Here is a 17,902-nt window from a genome sequence, read left to right on the forward strand (position 1 = left end):
CTATTTTAAACCGCTAAATCTACTTGATCGCCTTTGGTTTGTAGCCAATTTTTGCGATCTTCTGAGCGTTTTTTCGCTAAAAGCATATCCATTAATTCAAGAGTTTCGATGCCTTGTTCATCATTGGATTGATAGGTTAATTGCACCAAACGGCGGGTATTCGGATCCATAGTGGTTTCCCGTAATTGAGAAGGATTCATTTCGCCTAACCCTTTAAAACGCTGCACGTTTGGCTTACCTTTTTTATTTTTCAAGCGATCTAAAATTGCCTCTTTTTCGCTTTCATCCAAGGCATAGAACACTTCTTTGTTTAAATCAATGCGGTAAAGTGGCGGCATTGCCACATAAACATGTCCGTTTTGCACTAATTTCGGGAAATGGCGTAAGAACAACGCGCAGAGTAGGGTAGCAATGTGTAAACCGTCCGAGTCCGCATCGGCGAGGATACAAACTTTGCCGTAGCGTAATTGGGATAAGTCATCACTGTCCGGATCGATCCCTAATGCAACGGCAATATCGTGAATTTCGGTAGAACCGAGCACTTGTTCCGGTGAAACCTCCCACGTGTTTAAAATTTTTCCACGCAATGGCAAAATTGCCTGATATTCACGATCTCGGGCTTGTTTGGCGGAGCCGCCCGCAGAATCGCCTTCCACTAAAAAAAGCTCGGTTTTTTCCAGATCTTGTGAGCCGCAATCCGCTAATTTGCCCGGTAATGCCGGGCCGCTAACGAGTTTCTTCCGTACTACTTTTTTGGCGGCACGCAAACGGCGTTGAGCGGAACTTATCGCCATTTCTGCAAGCTTTTCCGCATCTTGTACATTTTGGTTAAGCCATAGGCTGAATGAATCTTTTAAAACACCGCTGACAAAGACCGCACTTTGGCGCGACGACAGGCGCTCTTTGGTTTGACCGGCAAATTGGGCATCTTGCATTTTTAAAGAAAGGATATAAGCACAGCGATCCCAAATATCATCGGCGGTGAGTTTTACGCCGCGAGGGAGTAAATTGCGGAATTCGCAGAATTCCCGTATCGCATCCAATAAGCCTTGACGCAAACCATTGACATGAGTCCCTCCTTGAATGGTGGGAATTAAGTTTACATAGCTTTCGCCGATGAGTTCCCCACCTTGTGGTAGCCATAACAATGCCCAACTTACGGCTTCGTTTGTGCCTTTAAATTCACCGACAAAGGGTTTTTCCGGCAAGGTTTCTTTACCGTTAACGGCTTCAATGAGATAGTCGGATAAGCCGTCTTCATACAACCATACATCTTGCGTGTTGTTGACTTTATCAATAAATTTAATTTCAAGCCCGGAGCAGAGAACCGCCTTGGCACGCAATAAATGGCGCAGGCGGCTGACGGAAAATTTTGCACTGTCGAAATATTTCGGATTGGGTTTGAAGTGAACCGTGGTGCCGGTCGTGCGTCTGCCGCAAGTGCCGAGCACCTCAAGTTCTTCCACTTTTACGCCGTTTTCAAAGGCGATTTTATACACTTCGCCATTGCGTTTTACTTGAATATCGACCCGTTCGGAAAGAGCGTTGACTACGGAAATTCCCACACCGTGTAAGCCACCGGCAAATTCATAGTTTTTATTGGAAAATTTACCGCCCGCATGGAGTTTGGTTAAGATCACCTCCACACCGGAGACCCCTTCTGTGGGATGAATATCTACAGGCATTCCCCGACCGTTATCAATCACTTCGAGAGATTGATCGGTGTGTAAAATTACTTCAATTTTTGTCGCAAAACCGGCAAGGGCTTCGTCCACACTATTATCAATTACCTCTTGTGCCAAGTGGTTTGGGCGGGTGGTGTCGGTGTACATACCGGGGCGAATTTGCACTGGTTCGAGATCTTTTAAAACCGTAATTTCTTGAGCTGAATACTGAGTTGCCATTTTTTAGGTTATGTATTAAATAGAAAAAATTGCGAGAGAGTGTATCAAAAAGTGCGGTTATTTTCGATCGCACTTTTTAGTTATACAAACTGGGATCACTTTCATTCGGGCGTGTTTTAAAACGGCGATGTAGCCACATATATTGTTCTATACCTTTGAGAATTTCTTTTTCTACCAGGCGATTCATTCGTGTAGCAATGCTCGTTTCATCCTCTAAATCCGTGAAATCCACTGCTGGTGAAATGCTCACCGTATAGCCGGAACCGTCTCGATTGCGAAGCGGCGCAAAGGGGATAATTTTGCTTTTCGGAGAGGATTTTAATAAATAGTAGCTGCCGGTGGTGGTACAAACATCGGGTACGGCAAAAAACGGCACAAACACCGCATTTTTTCGCCCATAATCGTGATCGGGCGCATACCAGATAGTTTCCCCGTGACGTAAAGCTTTAATCATGCCGCGCAGATCTTTGCGATCCAACATATCCTTATTAGAACGCAAGCGTCCTTGTGTTTGTAACCAGTCCAAAAGCGGGTCGTCATTCGGACGATAGACGCCTAATCCGGGGTGATGTAAACCCACAATACGTGCACCGAGTTCTAATGTGAGAAAATGTACTCCCACAAAAATAATGCCGTCCTGTTGATGATCTTTTAGATGATGTAGCCCTTCAATTTTTGACCATTTTTTTATGCGGGCATCAGACCAAAACCATGCCATACCGGTTTCAATAATTGCCATGCCTACGGCACGCAAATTTTCTTGTAATAGGATTTCCCGCTCATTTTCCGGCATATCGGGAAAGCAAAGTTCAAGATTGCGACGGGCAATAGCGGCACGGCGTTTGCCTATTTTTAACCGGGAAAAAAGCCAACCCAAGCCATTACCGATGTGGCGTAAAATCGGATAGGGTAGGAGTAAAAGGGTACGCCAAAGGGCAAATCCAAGCCAGAATACCCAATACTTAGGCGCAAGAAAAGCACGTTGAAACGTAGGGAGTTTGTTATTTTTCATTATCATTCTCCGTAAAATTGCGTGGTAGTTTAACGCAAAAATGACTTGTGGTAAAATCACGCCAATTTTTTAAGTCGGGTTTAAGAGAAAACAAAATGGCTCAATATTTATCAGAATTTAAACAGGCAAAGGTCCTTGTATTAGGTGATGTAATGCTTGATCGTTATTGGTTTGGGGCAACCAACCGAATTTCACCTGAGGCACCGGTGCCGGTGGTGCGTGTGCAAGAAAATGAAGAGCGTGCCGGTGGGGCTGCAAATGTGGCGATGAATATTGCTTCACTGAATGTACCGGTTCAATTGATGGGATTGATTGGGCAAGATGAGACCGGCACGGCATTGTCCAATTTGCTGAAAGGTCAACATATTGATTGTAATTTTGTGGCATTAAGTAGCCATCCGACGATTACCAAATTGCGTATTTTATCCCGTCATCAGCAGCTTTTACGCCTTGATTTTGAAGAAGATTTTAATAATGTAGATTGTCAGGATTTACTTTCTAAACTGGAAAGTGCGGTTAAAAATTACGGTGCCTTAGTGCTTTCCGATTATGGCAAAGGTACGTTAAAAGAAGTGCAAAAAATGATTCGGATTGCACGTAAAGCTAATGTGCTGGTGTTAATTGATCCAAAAGGCTCTGATTTTGAGCGTTATCGTGGGGCGACTTTGCTCACACCGAATATGGCAGAGTTTGAAGCGGTGGTGGGTAAATGCAACACGGAAGAAGAAATCATTGAAAAAGGCTTGAAATTGATTTCAGACATAGAATTGACCGCACTTTTGGTCACCCGTTCCGAAAAAGGAATGACCTTGCTTCGCCCAAATCAAGCCGCTTATCATTTACCTACAGTGGCGAAAGAAGTCTTTGACGTAACAGGGGCGGGCGATACGGTGATTAGTGTGTTAGCGACGGCACTGGCGGATGGTCGTTCTTTTGAGGAGGCCTGTTATTTAGCGAACGTTGCCGCGGGCATTGTAGTGGGTAAATTAGGTACTTCAACGGTTTCTAAGGTAGAACTTGAAAATGCGATTCACGCCCGCCCGGAAACCGGTTTCGGTATTATGACTGAAACGCAACTCAAGGAGGTGGTCGCACAAGCGAAAGCCCGTGGCGAAAGAATTGTGATGACGAACGGTTGCTTTGATATTTTGCATCCAGGACATGTGTCTTATCTTGAAAATGCCCGTAAATTAGGTGATCGTTTAATTGTTGCGGTAAACAGCGATGAATCTGTAAAACGATTAAAAGGCGAAAACCGCCCAATTAATCATCTTGAAACCCGTATGGCTGTGTTGGCAGGGTTATCCTCAGTAGATTGGCTTGTTCCTTTTACTGAAGACACGCCACAACGGTTAATTGGTGAAATATTACCGGATTTATTAGTGAAAGGGGGTGATTATAAACCAGAAGAGATTGCCGGCAGCCAAGAAGTGTGGGCAAATGGTGGAGACGTGAAAGTGCTCAACTTCGAAAACGGTTGCTCTACCACTAATGTAATTGAGAAAATTAAAGCATTGAAGGATTAAGTGGTATAGAGAAGGTTGGGATATAAATAATCCAACCTTTTATTCATTATAAATGAAATTTCTCAATCTCTTTTTCGCTACTTTTTACAAAGAAATAAATCATCCCTCCAATCACAAAAGTGAAGCCTAACGAAACGATCCAATAACCGGGGCCGAAAGCTGTAGGATTGATAGTCATATAAACAAGAGAGCCAATTGTGCATAAAATTACGCCAATACGTAATCCCCACTGAATTGCTTGATTCTGTTTTTCCTGTAAGAAATGCTGCATAAATAACATCATTATCATAATAGCAGGAAATAGAATTAAACTCACATCTAAGTGTAACATTCTGAAGGCGAAACCAAAATCAGCTAAAGGTACATCATTTGATGAACTGTATAAGTTAGCTTGATATTCTTGTAAAAATCCCATGCCTGCAACGGTGATAATAATACAACTCCAAGTTAATAATAATCCACCTAAAGTATATTTGGCCGTTTGACTTAAAGTTTCATTATTTATTCTTTTGCCAAATAATATTGCAAGAATCATGAATAATCCTCCGAAGAGAAATAATGTTCCAATCACAAAATCGACAAGATCAATGCCTGCTACACTTTGTCCTCGTGCAGCATAGAAACCTTTTTCTGTAAAAATATGTGGAATTTGCCAATTTACACCGGCAAAACCTGCTACTACGAGTATAATTGTCATTAAAATTAATCCAATGGTTGCCATATATTCACTGCTGATTTTGAGTGTTTTAGCTATACCGGTTAGATTTTTACTATACTTCCAGCTTATGATCGAAAGGATTAATCCAATAATAGCAATTACAATCATATCTGAGTGTGCACGTAATAAATTATCATTCCATTCTGTTAGTGAATAACCAATGTGGTTAGCATAGGCACTAAATCCACCTCCAATATCACCAAAATCTAAAATTACTCCCATAAGATCGCCAATCAATGCAGCAATAATTGCTGATCCGGAAGATGTAGTGACGAGATAATAAGTTGGTGAATATTTTAATATTTGATTTTGGGTATTTAAAAGCCCGATAAATAAGGCAACTAAAATAGCATCTAACGAAAAAAACGAGAGTGTTTGATACCATAATAGTAACTTCGTTTCTTCCATAGAACGGTTAATTGCACCACCAGTAATTCCAAAGAAAATTGTAGAAACAGTGCAATAAAAGATAATTTTTTTGTAGAGATTATCTAGGTTAAAAACCTGACTAATACTTAAACAGGTTACCCCAGCCAAACCAACAGTAAGTCCGTGGAAATACATAATTCTTGAATAATCTACAGGTGTTTTCCGATCTACAAAAATAGAAAAAGGGTTAGAGATAAAAACACTACCAATAGCATAAATGAGTAAAGCAATAAGTAATAATTTGATGACACGTTGCCAAGAATAGCCTGCAATACCAAGTTTTACACAATTTGGTTTTTTGATTGAATTCATAGTATCCTCGAGTGAAACTTTTGTTTGATTGAATTAAGAAATATGAGTGTAGAAATAAGAAATAATCCTATATCGTACTTTATCATTTTAGTACGATATAGGATTAAATCAATAGGTCATATAAAAAAATACAAAAATAGGATTTTGAAGAGAAAAAGTGGGAATACCCCACTTTTTATTACTTCAAGATTTTTTTCATCATAATATCTGTTTGAGTATCACTCCCTAGCATAAAGGTGTGTTTGTCAAATTCTATAAAGCCATTTTTTCGATAAAAATTTTGGGCTTTATGATTCTGTTCCCATACGCCAAGCCAAATGTAGTCGGCTTGGTATTGTATGGCAATGGCTAAAGCTTGTTGGAATAAAGTTTGCCCCACGCCTTTGCCGTGATGTTGATTTAATACATAAATGCGTTGAATTTCTACCGTACTTAAATCTTGTAATTCCGTTTGTGCTGCGCCGAAATTGACTTTGAGATAGCCGAGCATTTCACCTTGTTGCTCTGCGACATAAAAATGCATTTCTTCATTTTTTAATTCTCTCTTAAGTTGGGTGAGATTAAAGCTATTTTCTAAATAATGTTGCATATCTTCATCGCTACAAGTGCCGACGAAAGTCTCAAAAAAAGTTTGTTTGCTTAGCATTTGGAGCGATTCAAGATCGTTTAAGGTGAGTTTTCTAATATTTAATTGATTTTCCATTCGTAATTTAACCATTCGTTATTTTGTTGTGCGCCGAGTTTTTCGTAAAAATGCTTTCCGCTTTCGTTCCAAGGGGCAACCGTCCATTTTATTTGCTGGCAACCGTGATTTTTAGCCTCTATTTTTAAGGCTTGCATTAATTTTTCACCGATTTGTTGTCTACGGTAATGTTCGTCAATATAGAGTTCTTTGAGATAAATAGCAGGGCGGTTTTGAGCGGTATAAGGCAGAAAATAATAAACGGCAATGCCAACAATATTTTCCTTATCAGTGGCAACGAGACAATAAAAATCCGGTGGATTTTTATTAAAACCACATTCTTCTACAATTTCAGGTGTAATTGCAAAGCTATCAATATAGTGTTCAAAAATGGCGAGTTCTTTCATTAAACACCACATTTTGTTGCAATCTTGCCGTTGAGCTTTTCTAATTAGAATACTCATTGTCATCTCCTCGTTTTTGGTTAAGTTGTTGTGAAAAAATATTGAGTAACTGCTCAACCTCTGTTAAAAGTGCGGTCAATTTTTCAGAAGAATATTGTTGTTCGGTTTGCCATTCAATTTGAGTTATTTCTGCAATGATTGGCTCAATGAACGTTTTGCCTTGTTCGGTCAATCCAATTTGTTTGCTGCGTTTATCTTTTTCATCGGTGATAAATTGAAGATAACCTTTGTTATCAAGTTGTTTACAGATTGAGGTAACGGTTTGTTTTGGTAAGCTCCAGCGTTCTCCAATGGATGTAGGAGAAGATGTGCCATTACGCCCAATATGATAGAGAAAATGGAGTTCGTTTAAGGTGATGCCTCTTTGTTTCGCCCAATTTGCATAGAGAGAGGATAGTTTTGCTGAAAGATCAGAAAGTTTATCGAATTGTGTTAGCATTATTAGTCCTATTTCGGTGTTTTTTGATATTTTAGTACGAAATAAGATTAAATCAAGAGCGTGATGGGGGATATGGTAGGTATTACTTGCTTTTACCATACACAATAGATAGAATGCAACCTCCTTGTCATCGCTGGGTTAGAGATCGGCGAATGATGTATCAACAACACTACCTTTTAGGAGTAAAAAATGTCTCTAAGTACTGAAAAAAAAGCGGCAATCGTTGCTGAATTTGGTCGCGATGCGAAAGATACCGGTTCTTCCGAAGTTCAAATCGCATTATTAACTGCACAAATCAACCACTTACAAGCTCACTTTGCAGAGCATAAAAAAGACCACCATGGTCGTCGTGGTTTATTACGTATGGTTTCTCGTCGTCGTAAACTTTTAGACTACTTAAAACGTACGGATCTTGCTTTATATCAAAGCACCATCGTACGTTTAGGTTTACGCCGCTAATTTTTACTACGATAAAAAAACAATTTAGCCCTCAATTTTTGAGGGCTTTTTGTATCTACGGTATATTGAAATAGTCGTTTTTGTTACATCGTACCGTGAAAAAATAGGTATTACGTAGCAGCTGCATAAACTTAGATTTTATCTCATAGATAGGGACGCCACGCTGGCGTCCGTAAAAAATCAAATGATTTCAAAAATTGTATGGCTAACGCCGGCGTGGTGTCCCTTAAATTGTGCATTTCCCACATAATGCCGGAAAAATAAAAAGTGCGGTTGAAATTAACCGCACTTTTACTATTCTGGTTTCGCTTCTTCAATAGGGATGTTATCTAACACCTCCCACAAGCTACCACTAGGGGGTGATTGATTAGTTGGGGAAAGGGAATCTGTCGCTGAAGACGAGCAAAAACTTTGTCCTTTATTCGCCCAGACAGGAATAGTTCGGCTGCTGCCGCAATCCCAACTGCCGTATTGGCTAATGCCAACCCATTTTATTGTGGCAGGCTTTTGCAGTTTTAATTTTTCAATATAAACACGGTTGAGATAGTCTTTATAAATTTGTAATGCGCCGGAGGCTCCGGTGAGTTTGGTTTCTCCGTTATCATCGCGTCCCAGCCAGATGGTGCTGACATTTCGCCCGTCAATTCCTACAAACCAAGTATCTCGTGCATCATTTGTCGTTCCGGTTTTACCGGCAAGTTGAAGTCCTACATAATCATTTTGTAGGCTGCGTGCCGTGCCGCGTTCGACTGTTTTTTGCATGGCAAATAAAGTTTGGAATGCCGCTTCTTGCGGTACCACTTGTTTAGCGGTTTTATCATGCTGATAAATCAGATTGCCTTGACGATCGGTAATACTGTCTATTGTGGTTAATTCAATTCTACCGCCTTGGTTTGCAATAGTCTGATAAAGTTTTGTTACGTCATAAGGTGAAATCGTATAAGCGCCTAGCAACATCGCAGGTACTTTAGGGATTTCCACATTATCCCAGCCCATCGCTTTTTGTGTGTCGATAACATTTTTCAAACCCACTTTCATACCAATATTCACCGTTGGGATATTTAACGAACGGGCGAGCGCATCCATCAGCATTACCGAACCGCTATATTTACGATCATAGTTACGCGGTTGCCAAGGCGGGCTCCCTTTTATATTAATTGTGATCGGTTGGTTATTAATCGGCGTGTTCAAACGGAATTGTTCGGGGTTGGAAAGTGCGGCCAAATAAATGGACGGTTTTACCAGTGAACCAATTTGGCGTTTTGCCATTAATGCACGGTTGAAACCGGCATACTGTGTTTGTAATCCGCCTACGACCGAACGAATTTCGCCGGTGTGATAATCAGCCACAATCATCGCGCTTTCCAAATAAGGATTTTTCGTGGTCACCTGTAATTTAGAAACCGTATTGACCACGGCTTTTTCCGATTGTTCTTGTTGTTTTAAATCCATTGTGGTGAAAATGCGCGCACCGAGTAAACCGGATATTTTGAGATCGCCAAGTTGGCGGCGTAAATCGCTTTGTAAGGTTTGAATAAATGCCGGATATTTACGTGAAATTTGCCCTTTGGCTTGCACGCCGAGCGGGCGTTTACTGAGTAATTCATAAAGCTCACCACCGATCATTTGATGATCCAGCATTAACTTTAATACTACATTACGGCGTTCAAGGGCATTTTGCGGGTTACGCCAAGGATTATATAGGGAAGGGCCTTTTACCATTCCCACTAATAAGGCAATTTGATCAAGGCTAATTTCACGAATGGAACGCCCGAAATAAAATTGGCTGGCAAGTTCAAAACCGTGGATTTGGGTATCACCGTTTTGCCCGAGGTAAATTTCATTGAGGTAGGTTTCAAGGATACGGTTTTTGTTATAACGCCAGTCTAAAATGAGGGACATTAACGCTTCATTAGCTTTGCGTGTAATGGTACGCTCGCTTGATAAAAAAAGGTTTTTGACTAATTGTTGGGTTAATGTGCTGCCGCCTTGTACGGTTTGTCCGGCACGAACATTGGCAATTAATGCCCGAATGATCCCAATAGGATTGATCCCGCTATGTTCGTAAAAACGACGATCCTCAGTCAAAATTAGCGCATCAATCAATAAACGCGGGTAATTTTGCAGGGGAATCGCAAGACGATCTTCGTTGTCTGATTCCAACATCGCGATAAGTTTTGGAGCAAGGCGAAATTCATCAATAGCTTGTACTGCGACAAGATCTTCAATTCGGCTTAATTTATTGTCGCTAAAACGCAGGCGTAATACCCGTTGCGGTTCAGGTTTGTCAGGGAAAGGGAAAGCACGGCGTAGAACCACGATAGTGTCATCTTCTAATTTAAAATCGCCCGGTGCTGCAACCATCGTTGTTTGACGGTATTCGTTATCAAGCAAAATTCGAATGACTTCATCAAACGCAAGATTATCGGCGATTTTAACACGTTCAATACGGCTATATACTTCGGCCGGTAAATGCCAAATTTGCCCATCCATTTTTGAACGAATTTGCCAATCCAAATAACCGCCATAAAATATTGCAAGGACGGTTGCTGTGAAACCGGCTTTGAGTAGAAACATCTTAAAAGCGCGACGTTTTCTTGGATTCGTCTGTTGATTTTCTTCTTGTTCGTGATTTTCTGTGGTCATAGCGGGTTATTTGATAAAATCAATATAGGCTTCAAGAAAATGAATAAAATCTTGTGTACCGCAAAAAGCGATACTTTCTTCATCATAATAATGGAAATTATCTTCTAATATTGTCTCGGATTCTATAACAAGATTGTTGGCACGCACCATTACTTCGTCAGCATTGAGAAAGAGTGAGTATTCCACACCGATTAAGCGTTTTTCTTGGTTTTCGGTTAATTGCCGTGCAGTAGAAAGTGCGGTCAAAATCGCTGTTGGATTTGACCGCACTTCAGTATTAAACCAGTTTGCAAGAGCTATATGTTCCATTGAGCATTTCGCTGAAATATTGCCTTGGTGAGAGGTAAATTGAAAATCCATGTTAAATGCTAAAAGACGAGCCACAGCCGCAAGTGCTGGTGGCGTTCGGATTATCTACGACGAAACGGGAGCCTTCCAATCCTTCGATATAATCCACCGTACCACCGATTAAATATTGTAAACTCATCGGATCAATCACAAGCTGAACACCGGATTTTTCAATGGTCAAGTCCCCCTCGTTTACTTTTTCATCAAAGGTAAAACCATATTGGAAACCGCTGCAACCACCGCCGGTGATGTACACACGAAGTTTGAGGGCACTATTTTCTTCCTCGCTAATTAAACTTTTTACTTTATTCGCTGCCGCATCGGTAAATGTTAGCGGCACAGCAATATTATCTGTCATAATATTTCCCACTTTCCTAAATTTGAATTGGGCTATTATCCAATAACCGACTAATGCATTCAAGATTTTTCACGGAAATCGTGCTATAATCCGCACCCCGTTGTATTAAGTGAGGGAATAAAATGACTATTCCATTAAGAACCGAAAAAGAAGTGATAAAACTGCGTGAAGCTTGCAAATTAGCTTCTGATATATTGGTGATGATTGAACCTTATGTGAAAGCCGGCGTGACAACAGGAGAATTAGATCGCATTTGTCACGAATATATGGTAAACGAACAAAAAGTCATTCCTGCCTGCTTAAATTATCATGGTTTTCCAAAAGCGACCTGTATTTCTATTAATGAGGTGGTTTGCCATGGTATTCCCAGTTCGGATAAGATTTTGAAAAACGGCGATATTGTAAACATTGATGTCACAGTGATTAAAGACGGTTATTTTGGCGATAACTCAAAAATGTATATTGTTGGCGGTGAAACCAATATACGCAGTAAAAAATTGGTGGAGGCAGCACAAGAAGCGCTCTATGTGGGATTGCGTACGGTTAAACCGGGTATTCGTTTAAATGAAATTGGCAAAGCGGTGCAAAAATATACGGAAAGTCAAGGTTTTAGCGTAGTGCGTGAATATTGCGGTCATGGGATTGGCACGGAGTTTCATTGTGAGCCGCAAGTGTTACACTATTATGCTGATGATGGCGGCGTGATTTTAAAACCGGGTATGGTATTTACTATTGAGCCGATGATTAACGCCGGTAAGAAGGAAGTGCGGGTAATGGCAGACGGTTGGACGGTTAAAACCAAAGATCGAAGTCACTCTGCACAGTATGAACACCAGATTGTGGTAATGGAAACCGGCTGTGAAGTAATGACCATTCGCGATGAAGAAATTACGGAAGGACGCATTCAACGCATTATGGTAAATATTTAATTGATGATAAAGCCTACTTTTGTGGGCTTTATTTTTATAATGCAAGCCAAAAGATAGCAAGGCAACTAAAATAATGACACTTTTTCCTTTTGAACCCCATTCGCTTTTCACGCCAAGTGCGGTCAAAATTCAACGAGAAAATCTCAAAGAATTTGAACGCGAAAATTTTTCTCAGTACTCCATTTTTGAACTGATTAAAAATCGCTGTGATTTTTATGATGCCTTATTGCGAAAATTATGGGATGAAATGGGGCTGAACGAGCAACCGCAGCTCTCACTTATTGCTGTGGGCGGTTATGGTCGGCAAGAAACTTTTCCGCTTTCCGATTTGGATTTTTTAATCTTGACGGAACGGGAACTCAATTCTGATGAAAAAGAAAATATAGCAAAATTTGTTCAGTTTTTATGGGATTGCGGTTTTGAAGTGGGGCATAGTGTGCGCACGCTGGCGCAGTGTGACAGTGAAGGTAAACAGGATATTACGATTGCGACAAATTTGCTTGAGGCAAGATTTCTCGTTGGAAATTTACCGCTCTTTGAAACGTTTTGTGAGCTAGTAAAACGTGATGAGTTTTGGGCAAAAGAAGTCTTTTTTAATGCGAAAGTGCAGGAGCAGAGCGATCGTTATCAACGTTATCATAATACCGCTTATAATCTTGAACCCGATATTAAATATAGTCCCGGAGGTTTACGGGATCTACATTTGCTATATTGGGTGGCTTTGCGCCATACGGGGGCGCTAAGTTTGGAAGCGATTTTAAAAAGCGGTTTTATTTATCCGCAAGAATATCTAAAGTTACAAGAAAGTCAGGATTTTCTCTTTAAAGTACGCTTTGCTTTGCATTTGATTTTAAAACGCTATGACAACCGTTTGCTTTTTGATCGACAAATTAAAGTCAGTGAATTACTTGGTTTTCAGGGAGAGGGGAATCAAGCGGTAGAAAAAATGATGAAACGGTTTTTTCAAGCCTTACACCGCATTTCGCTGATTAGTAATATATTAATTCAACATTATCGTGAGCATTTTTTATGCCCGGTTTATGATGTCTTTATTCATCAATTGGATGATGATTTTGACTTGATAAATGAACGTTTGTGTTTACGTAAGCCGGATTTATTTTTTCATCAGCCTGAGCGTATTCTCGATTTATTCTTTTATTTGACCCAATTTGAACAAGCCACGATTCATTCTGAAACCCTACGCAAATTACAACTTGCCCTTGAACAATTGCCGAAGAAGTTGTGTGAGATTCCCGCTGCACGTGAGAAATTCTTGCGTTTGTTCAATCAGAAAAATGCCATTTCCCGTGCTTTCATTCCAATGCATCGGTACGGTGTGATCACCGCTTATCTTCCGCAATGGCAGGCAATTGAAGGATTAATGCAATTTGATTTATTTCATATTTATACGGTGGATGAACATACTTTGCAGGTTATGTTAAAACTGGAAAGTTTCTCCCATAAAGAAACCGAATCGGAACATCCGATTTGTTATCAAGTAGTGAGCCGACTTTCTGATCGCAGTTTATTGTATATTGCCGCTCTGTTCCATGATATTGCCAAAGGGCGGGGAGGCGATCATGCTATATTAGGTGCGGTGGATGCGGCTGAATTTGGTAGATTGCATGGGTTTGACCAAAGGGAAATTAATACATTGAGTTGGTTGGTGGAAGCACATTTATTGATGTCGATTACCGCTCAGCGGCGTGATATTTATGATCCCGAAGTGGTGATGAATTTTGCCGAAACGGTACAAAATCAGGTTAGACTTGATTATTTAACTTGTCTCACTGTGGCGGATATTTGTGCAACCAATGGTTCACTCTGGAATAGTTGGAAACGCTCACTTTTTTCTTCTTTATATGATTCGACTAAACAACAATTTAGCCAAGGCATGGTGGCGTTATTGGATTACTCGGAAAAATTGGAAGAGAATCGCCGTTTAGCTATGGCTATTTTGCAAGCTGATTTTCCAACTATGTCGGAAGAAAAAATTCATCAATTGTGGGCTCGTTGTCCTGATGAATATTTTTTACGCAATAGCGCAAAACAAATCGCCGGGCATTCCGCATTATTGGTAGATTTTTCCGGTGAATTATTGGTTAAAGTAACGAATCGCTTTTCTTTTGGGGGAACGGAAGTTTTCATTTATTGCGGAGATCAAGCACAGTTATTCAATAAAGTCGTCAGCACAATTGGGGTGAAAAAATTCAGTATTCACGATGCTCAAATTATCACCGCACAAGATGGTTATGTGTTTGATAGCTTTATTGTTACGGAGCTTAATGGGGAGTTAGTAAAATTTGATCGTCGTCGGGAATTAGAAAATGCGCTCATTCAAGTATTACATAGTGATAAGTATCAACAACCTAGAATTTTTCCGAATCGCCAATTACAGCATTTTACGGTTAAAACAGAAGTGCGTTTTTTACACGAAAGTAAAACGGAACATACCGAAATGGAACTGGTTGCGTTAGATAAACCGGGCTTATTGGCGGAAATCAGTCAAATATTTAATGATCTTCATTTAACTTTATTTAATGCGAAAATTACAACCGTAGGTGAAAAAGTGGAGGATTTCTTTATTTTGAGAAATCGTATGAATAAAGCCTTAACTTTGGAGGAGAGAACGCATTTGCGTGAAGTAATTGAGCTGCGAATCTAAGGAAAAAGTGCGGTCAATTTTAACCGCACTTTTTTTATGAATTAAGCAAGGGCGCGGAAGGCAATATCGGCGGCTTCCAACGTTTTGGCAATATCTTCATCGGTATGTGCTAAAGACATAAAGCCGGCTTCAAAAGCGGAAGGGGCAAGATATACACCTAAATCCAGCATCTTATGGAAGAAAATTTTGAATTTTTCCGTATCGCATTTCATGACTTCGGCATAAGAGGTCACCTCTTTTTGATCGGTGAAGAAAATACCGAACATACCGCCTACATAATTCACCACAAACGGCACATTATACTTTTCTGCTAAAGTTTTTAAACCTAAACAAAGTTTTTCGGTTTTTTCAGCGAGTTTTTGCTCATTTCCTGCTTTTTTTAATTCATTTAAGCAAGCTAAACCAGCGGCCATGGCAATAGGGTTACCGGACAGCGTACCAGCTTGGTAAACCGGACCTGTTGGTGCGAGGTATTCCATCACTGCTTTTTTTCCACCTACGGCACCCACCGGCATACCTCCGCCAATGACTTTTCCGAGTGTCGTCAGATCCGGTGTTACACCGTAGTAAGATTGAGCGCCGGCAAGTGCTACGCGAAAACCGGTCATTACTTCATCAATAATGAAAAGTGCGCCATAGTTGTCGCAAAGTTCACGTAATCCTTGTAAGAAACCGGCTTTTGGCGGAATACAATTCATATTGCCTGCAACCGGTTCGATAATGACGCAAGCAATGCTATCAGGAAATTGTTCAAATAATTGCTTTACAGAATCTAAATTGTTGTATTGCGCAGTGAGCGTATGTTTAGCAAAATCTTCCGGAACCCCGGGAGAACTTGGTTGTCCCAGTGTTAATGCGCCGGAACCGGCTTTTACTAAAAGTGAATCGGAATGACCGTGGTAACAACCTTCAAATTTTAAAATTTTATCACGTCCGGTGTAGCCGCGGGCAAGACGAATAGCAGTCATTGTGGCTTCAGTGCCTGAACTCACCATTCTGACCATTTCAATGGAGGGCATCAGTTTGCAAACCAGTTCTGCAAGATCAATTTCAGAAGGGGTTGGCGCACCGAAACTCAATCCGTTTTCAGCCGCTTTCAATACGGCATTTAAAATAGTGGGATGATTATGACCCAGAATCATAGGCCCCCAAGAGCCAACATAATCAATATATGGTTTATTATCCGTATCATAAATATAAGCACCTTGTGCTTTCTGAATAAATATCGGTGTTCCTCCTACTCCTTTAAAGGCACGTACAGGAGAATTGACGCCACCGGGAATAACTTGTTGTGCACGAGAAAAAAGTGCGGTTGAATTTGTCATTGTTTTTCCTTGAGTATAAAAAAGTGCTGCTATTGTACTGAAAAATACAGGCATTGTTAAAAATATCTTTCTTGCTAAATTTTCCTTATGTTATCCTTTACAAAAATTATAAAGGTCAATCTATGTTAAGTCTTATTGTTACTTTTCTTGGCGCATTTCTGACCTTAATGGTAATGCGCCCTATTGCGAATAAAATCGGTTTGGTCGATAAACCGAATTATCGCAAACGTCACCAAGGTGCAATTCCATTAATTGGCGGTGTATCTCTTTTTATGGGAAACCTCTGTTATTACTTAATGGAGTGGGAGCAACTTCGTCTTCCTTATCTATACTTATTTAGTATTTTTGTACTGCTTGCGATTGGTATTTTAGACGATCGTTTTGATATTAGCCCATTTCTACGGGCTGGAATTCAATCTTTATTGGCTATTTTGATGATTGATTTAGGGAATGTCTATCTTGATCATTTTGGGCAAATTTTAGGGCCTTTCCAATTAACGCTTGGCTCTATCGGGTTGGTTATTACTGTGTTTGCAACCATTGCAATTATTAATGCTTTTAATATGATTGATGGCATTGACGGGTTGCTTGGCGGTTTGTCCTGTGTTTCTTTTGCCGCAATTGGTATTTTAATGTTTCGTGATGGTCAAATGGATATGGCGCATTGGAGTTTTGCTTTGATTGCTGCAATGCTACCTTACCTCATGTTAAACCTAGGGATTCCGTTGGGGGCAAAATACAAGGTGTTTATGGGGGATGCGGGGAGTACGTTAATTGGCTTTACGATTATTTGGATTTTACTTCTGAGTACGCAAGGTAAAGGTCATCCGATGAATCCGGTGACCGCACTTTGGATTATTGCGATTCCACTAATTGATATGGTATCCATCATCTATCGCCGTTTACGTAAAGGAAAAAGCCCTTTTCGTCCCGACCGATTACATGTTCATCACCTGATGGTACGTGCAGGTTTAAATTCCCGTCAGGCGTTTTTGTTAATTACATTTTTTGCTGCGGTTTGTGCTTTAATCGGAATTTTGGGAGAAGTTTATTACGTAAATGAATGGATAATGTTTATTGGGTTTATTATTTTATTTTTTCTTTATGCCTATTCAATTACAAAAGCATGGAAAATAACCCGCTGGATAAGAAGAATAAAGCGTAGAGCAAGAAAAAATAGAAGATAAATTTATTCTTTTTTGTTGATTTGAAACTAAAATATAAACAGAAAATTTATAAAATCTATGCAAATTGCACAAAAAATTATCTTTCAAAAAAAAATTGGAAAAAAGTGCTAGACAAGGTATTCCGAAATCATTAATATACGCCCCGCAACGACGCAGCAACGCGTTCGTAGCTCAGTTGGATAGAGCGTTGGCCTCCGGAGCCAAAGGTCGCAAGTTCGAATCTTGTCGAGCGCGCCAGAGTCAATGCAACCTTCAATGGTGGCTATAGCTCAGTTGGTAGAGCCCTGGATTGTGATTCCAGTTGTCGTGGGTTCGAATCCCATTAGCCACCCCATCTTTTATAAGGTTTTATCGGCGAGTAGCGCAGCTTGGTAGCGCAACTGGTTTGGGACCAGTGGGTCGTAGGTTCAAATCCTATCTCGCCGACCATTTTTGCTCTTTAATAACGAATCAGACAATCTGTGTGGGCACTTGTTAATTGACTTGTTAAAACTATTTT

The 17,902-nt window shown here is 40.3% G+C and carries 15 protein-coding genes and 3 tRNA genes; 8 read left to right on the top strand and 10 right to left on the bottom strand.

The features are described 5' to 3' along the window. Positions 1–5 precede the first annotated feature (5 nt). Together parE and BKL51_RS10505 are read right to left on the bottom strand one after the other, a co-directional pair. Entirely contained in the window at positions 6–1,904 is a 1,899-nt protein-coding gene (parE, locus tag BKL51_RS10500) for a DNA topoisomerase IV subunit B (RefSeq protein WP_077466632.1), read from the bottom strand. A 76-nt stretch (positions 1,905–1,980) separates the two neighbouring features. Then, complete coding sequence (locus BKL51_RS10505; protein WP_077466633.1) at positions 1,981–2,916, bottom strand: Kdo(2)-lipid IV(A) acyltransferase; 936 nt, start codon at positions 2,914–2,916, stop codon at positions 1,981–1,983. A gap of 95 nt (positions 2,917–3,011) precedes the next feature. Between BKL51_RS10505 and hldE the strand changes: the two genes are divergently transcribed. Continuing rightward, positions 3,012–4,442 (top strand): bifunctional D-glycero-beta-D-manno-heptose-7-phosphate kinase/D-glycero-beta-D-manno-heptose 1-phosphate adenylyltransferase HldE, encoded by a 1,431-nt coding sequence (hldE, locus tag BKL51_RS10510; RefSeq protein WP_077466634.1) that lies wholly within the window; start codon positions 3,012–3,014, stop codon positions 4,440–4,442. Between the two features lie 46 nt (positions 4,443–4,488). Here the strand turns inward: hldE and BKL51_RS10515 are convergent, their stop codons facing one another. The 4 genes from BKL51_RS10515 to BKL51_RS10530 form a co-directional block, all read right to left on the bottom strand. Next, complete coding sequence (locus BKL51_RS10515) at positions 4,489–5,901, bottom strand: hypothetical protein (protein ID WP_077466635.1); 1,413 nt, start codon at positions 5,899–5,901, stop codon at positions 4,489–4,491. A 178-nt stretch (positions 5,902–6,079) separates the two neighbouring features. Next, positions 6,080–6,604 (bottom strand): GNAT family N-acetyltransferase, encoded by a 525-nt coding sequence (locus BKL51_RS10520; protein ID WP_077466636.1) that lies wholly within the window; start codon positions 6,602–6,604, stop codon positions 6,080–6,082. After that, positions 6,589–7,047, bottom strand: coding sequence for a GNAT family N-acetyltransferase (locus BKL51_RS10525; RefSeq protein ID WP_077466637.1), 459 nt, complete (start codon positions 7,045–7,047; stop codon positions 6,589–6,591). Before BKL51_RS10525 ends, BKL51_RS10520 begins: the two co-directional genes overlap by 16 nt. Further along, positions 7,031–7,486 carry a MarR family winged helix-turn-helix transcriptional regulator gene (locus BKL51_RS10530; protein WP_077466638.1) on the bottom strand — a complete coding sequence of 152 codons (456 nt, stop codon included), beginning with the start codon at positions 7,484–7,486 and terminating at the stop codon, positions 7,031–7,033. Before BKL51_RS10530 ends, BKL51_RS10525 begins: the two co-directional genes overlap by 17 nt. Before the next feature lie 189 nt (positions 7,487–7,675). Here BKL51_RS10530 and rpsO point away from each other — a divergent pair, with 189 nt between their 5' ends. Next, positions 7,676–7,945 (top strand): 30S ribosomal protein S15, encoded by a 270-nt coding sequence (gene rpsO / locus BKL51_RS10535; RefSeq protein ID WP_077466639.1) that lies wholly within the window; start codon positions 7,676–7,678, stop codon positions 7,943–7,945. Between the two features lie 294 nt (positions 7,946–8,239). Here the strand turns inward: rpsO and mrcB are convergent, their stop codons facing one another. Genes mrcB through erpA form a run of 3 tightly spaced genes read right to left on the bottom strand, consistent with a single transcriptional unit; the run spans position 8,240 to position 11,297 of the window. Continuing rightward, entirely contained in the window at positions 8,240–10,591 is a 2,352-nt protein-coding gene (gene mrcB / locus BKL51_RS10540) for a penicillin-binding protein 1B (protein ID WP_077466640.1), read from the bottom strand. Between the two features lie 6 nt (positions 10,592–10,597). Continuing rightward, positions 10,598–10,951 carry a YacL family protein gene (locus BKL51_RS10545; RefSeq protein ID WP_077466641.1) on the bottom strand — a complete coding sequence of 118 codons (354 nt, stop codon included), beginning with the start codon at positions 10,949–10,951 and terminating at the stop codon, positions 10,598–10,600. A gap of 1 nt (position 10,952) precedes the next feature. Further along, positions 10,953–11,297, bottom strand: coding sequence for an iron-sulfur cluster insertion protein ErpA (erpA, locus tag BKL51_RS10550; RefSeq protein WP_059366753.1), 345 nt, complete (start codon positions 11,295–11,297; stop codon positions 10,953–10,955). A 122-nt stretch (positions 11,298–11,419) separates the two neighbouring features. Between erpA and map the strand changes: the two genes are divergently transcribed. Together map and glnD are read left to right on the top strand one after the other, a co-directional pair. Beyond that, on the top strand, positions 11,420–12,226 hold the full coding sequence (map, locus tag BKL51_RS10555; RefSeq protein ID WP_077466642.1) for a type I methionyl aminopeptidase: 807 nt from the start codon (positions 11,420–11,422) through the stop codon (positions 12,224–12,226). A 73-nt stretch (positions 12,227–12,299) separates the two neighbouring features. Beyond that, complete coding sequence (glnD, locus tag BKL51_RS10560; RefSeq protein ID WP_077466643.1) at positions 12,300–14,891, top strand: bifunctional uridylyltransferase/uridylyl-removing protein GlnD; 2,592 nt, start codon at positions 12,300–12,302, stop codon at positions 14,889–14,891. Between the two features lie 41 nt (positions 14,892–14,932). Here the strand turns inward: glnD and hemL are convergent, their stop codons facing one another. Further along, positions 14,933–16,216, bottom strand: coding sequence for a glutamate-1-semialdehyde 2,1-aminomutase (gene hemL / locus BKL51_RS10565; RefSeq protein WP_077466644.1), 1,284 nt, complete (start codon positions 16,214–16,216; stop codon positions 14,933–14,935). A 122-nt stretch (positions 16,217–16,338) separates the two neighbouring features. Between hemL and wecA the strand changes: the two genes are divergently transcribed. The 4 genes from wecA to BKL51_RS10585 all read left to right on the top strand — a co-directional run bounded on the left by wecA (position 16,339) and on the right by BKL51_RS10585 (position 17,832). Then, positions 16,339–17,403, top strand: coding sequence for a UDP-N-acetylglucosamine--undecaprenyl-phosphate N-acetylglucosaminephosphotransferase (wecA, locus tag BKL51_RS10570; protein WP_077466645.1), 1,065 nt, complete (start codon positions 16,339–16,341; stop codon positions 17,401–17,403). A gap of 160 nt (positions 17,404–17,563) precedes the next feature. Then, positions 17,564–17,640, top strand: a tRNA-Arg gene (locus tag BKL51_RS10575). Between the two features lie 21 nt (positions 17,641–17,661). Continuing rightward, positions 17,662–17,737, top strand: a tRNA-His gene (locus tag BKL51_RS10580). 18 nt (positions 17,738–17,755) lie between these two features. Further along, positions 17,756–17,832: transfer RNA gene (locus BKL51_RS10585), tRNA-Pro, on the top strand. The last annotated feature ends 70 nt before the right edge of the window (positions 17,833–17,902 follow it).

This window comes from Rodentibacter sp. Ppn85 (assembly GCF_001999335.1).
Taxonomy (GTDB): domain Bacteria; phylum Pseudomonadota; class Gammaproteobacteria; order Enterobacterales; family Pasteurellaceae; genus Rodentibacter.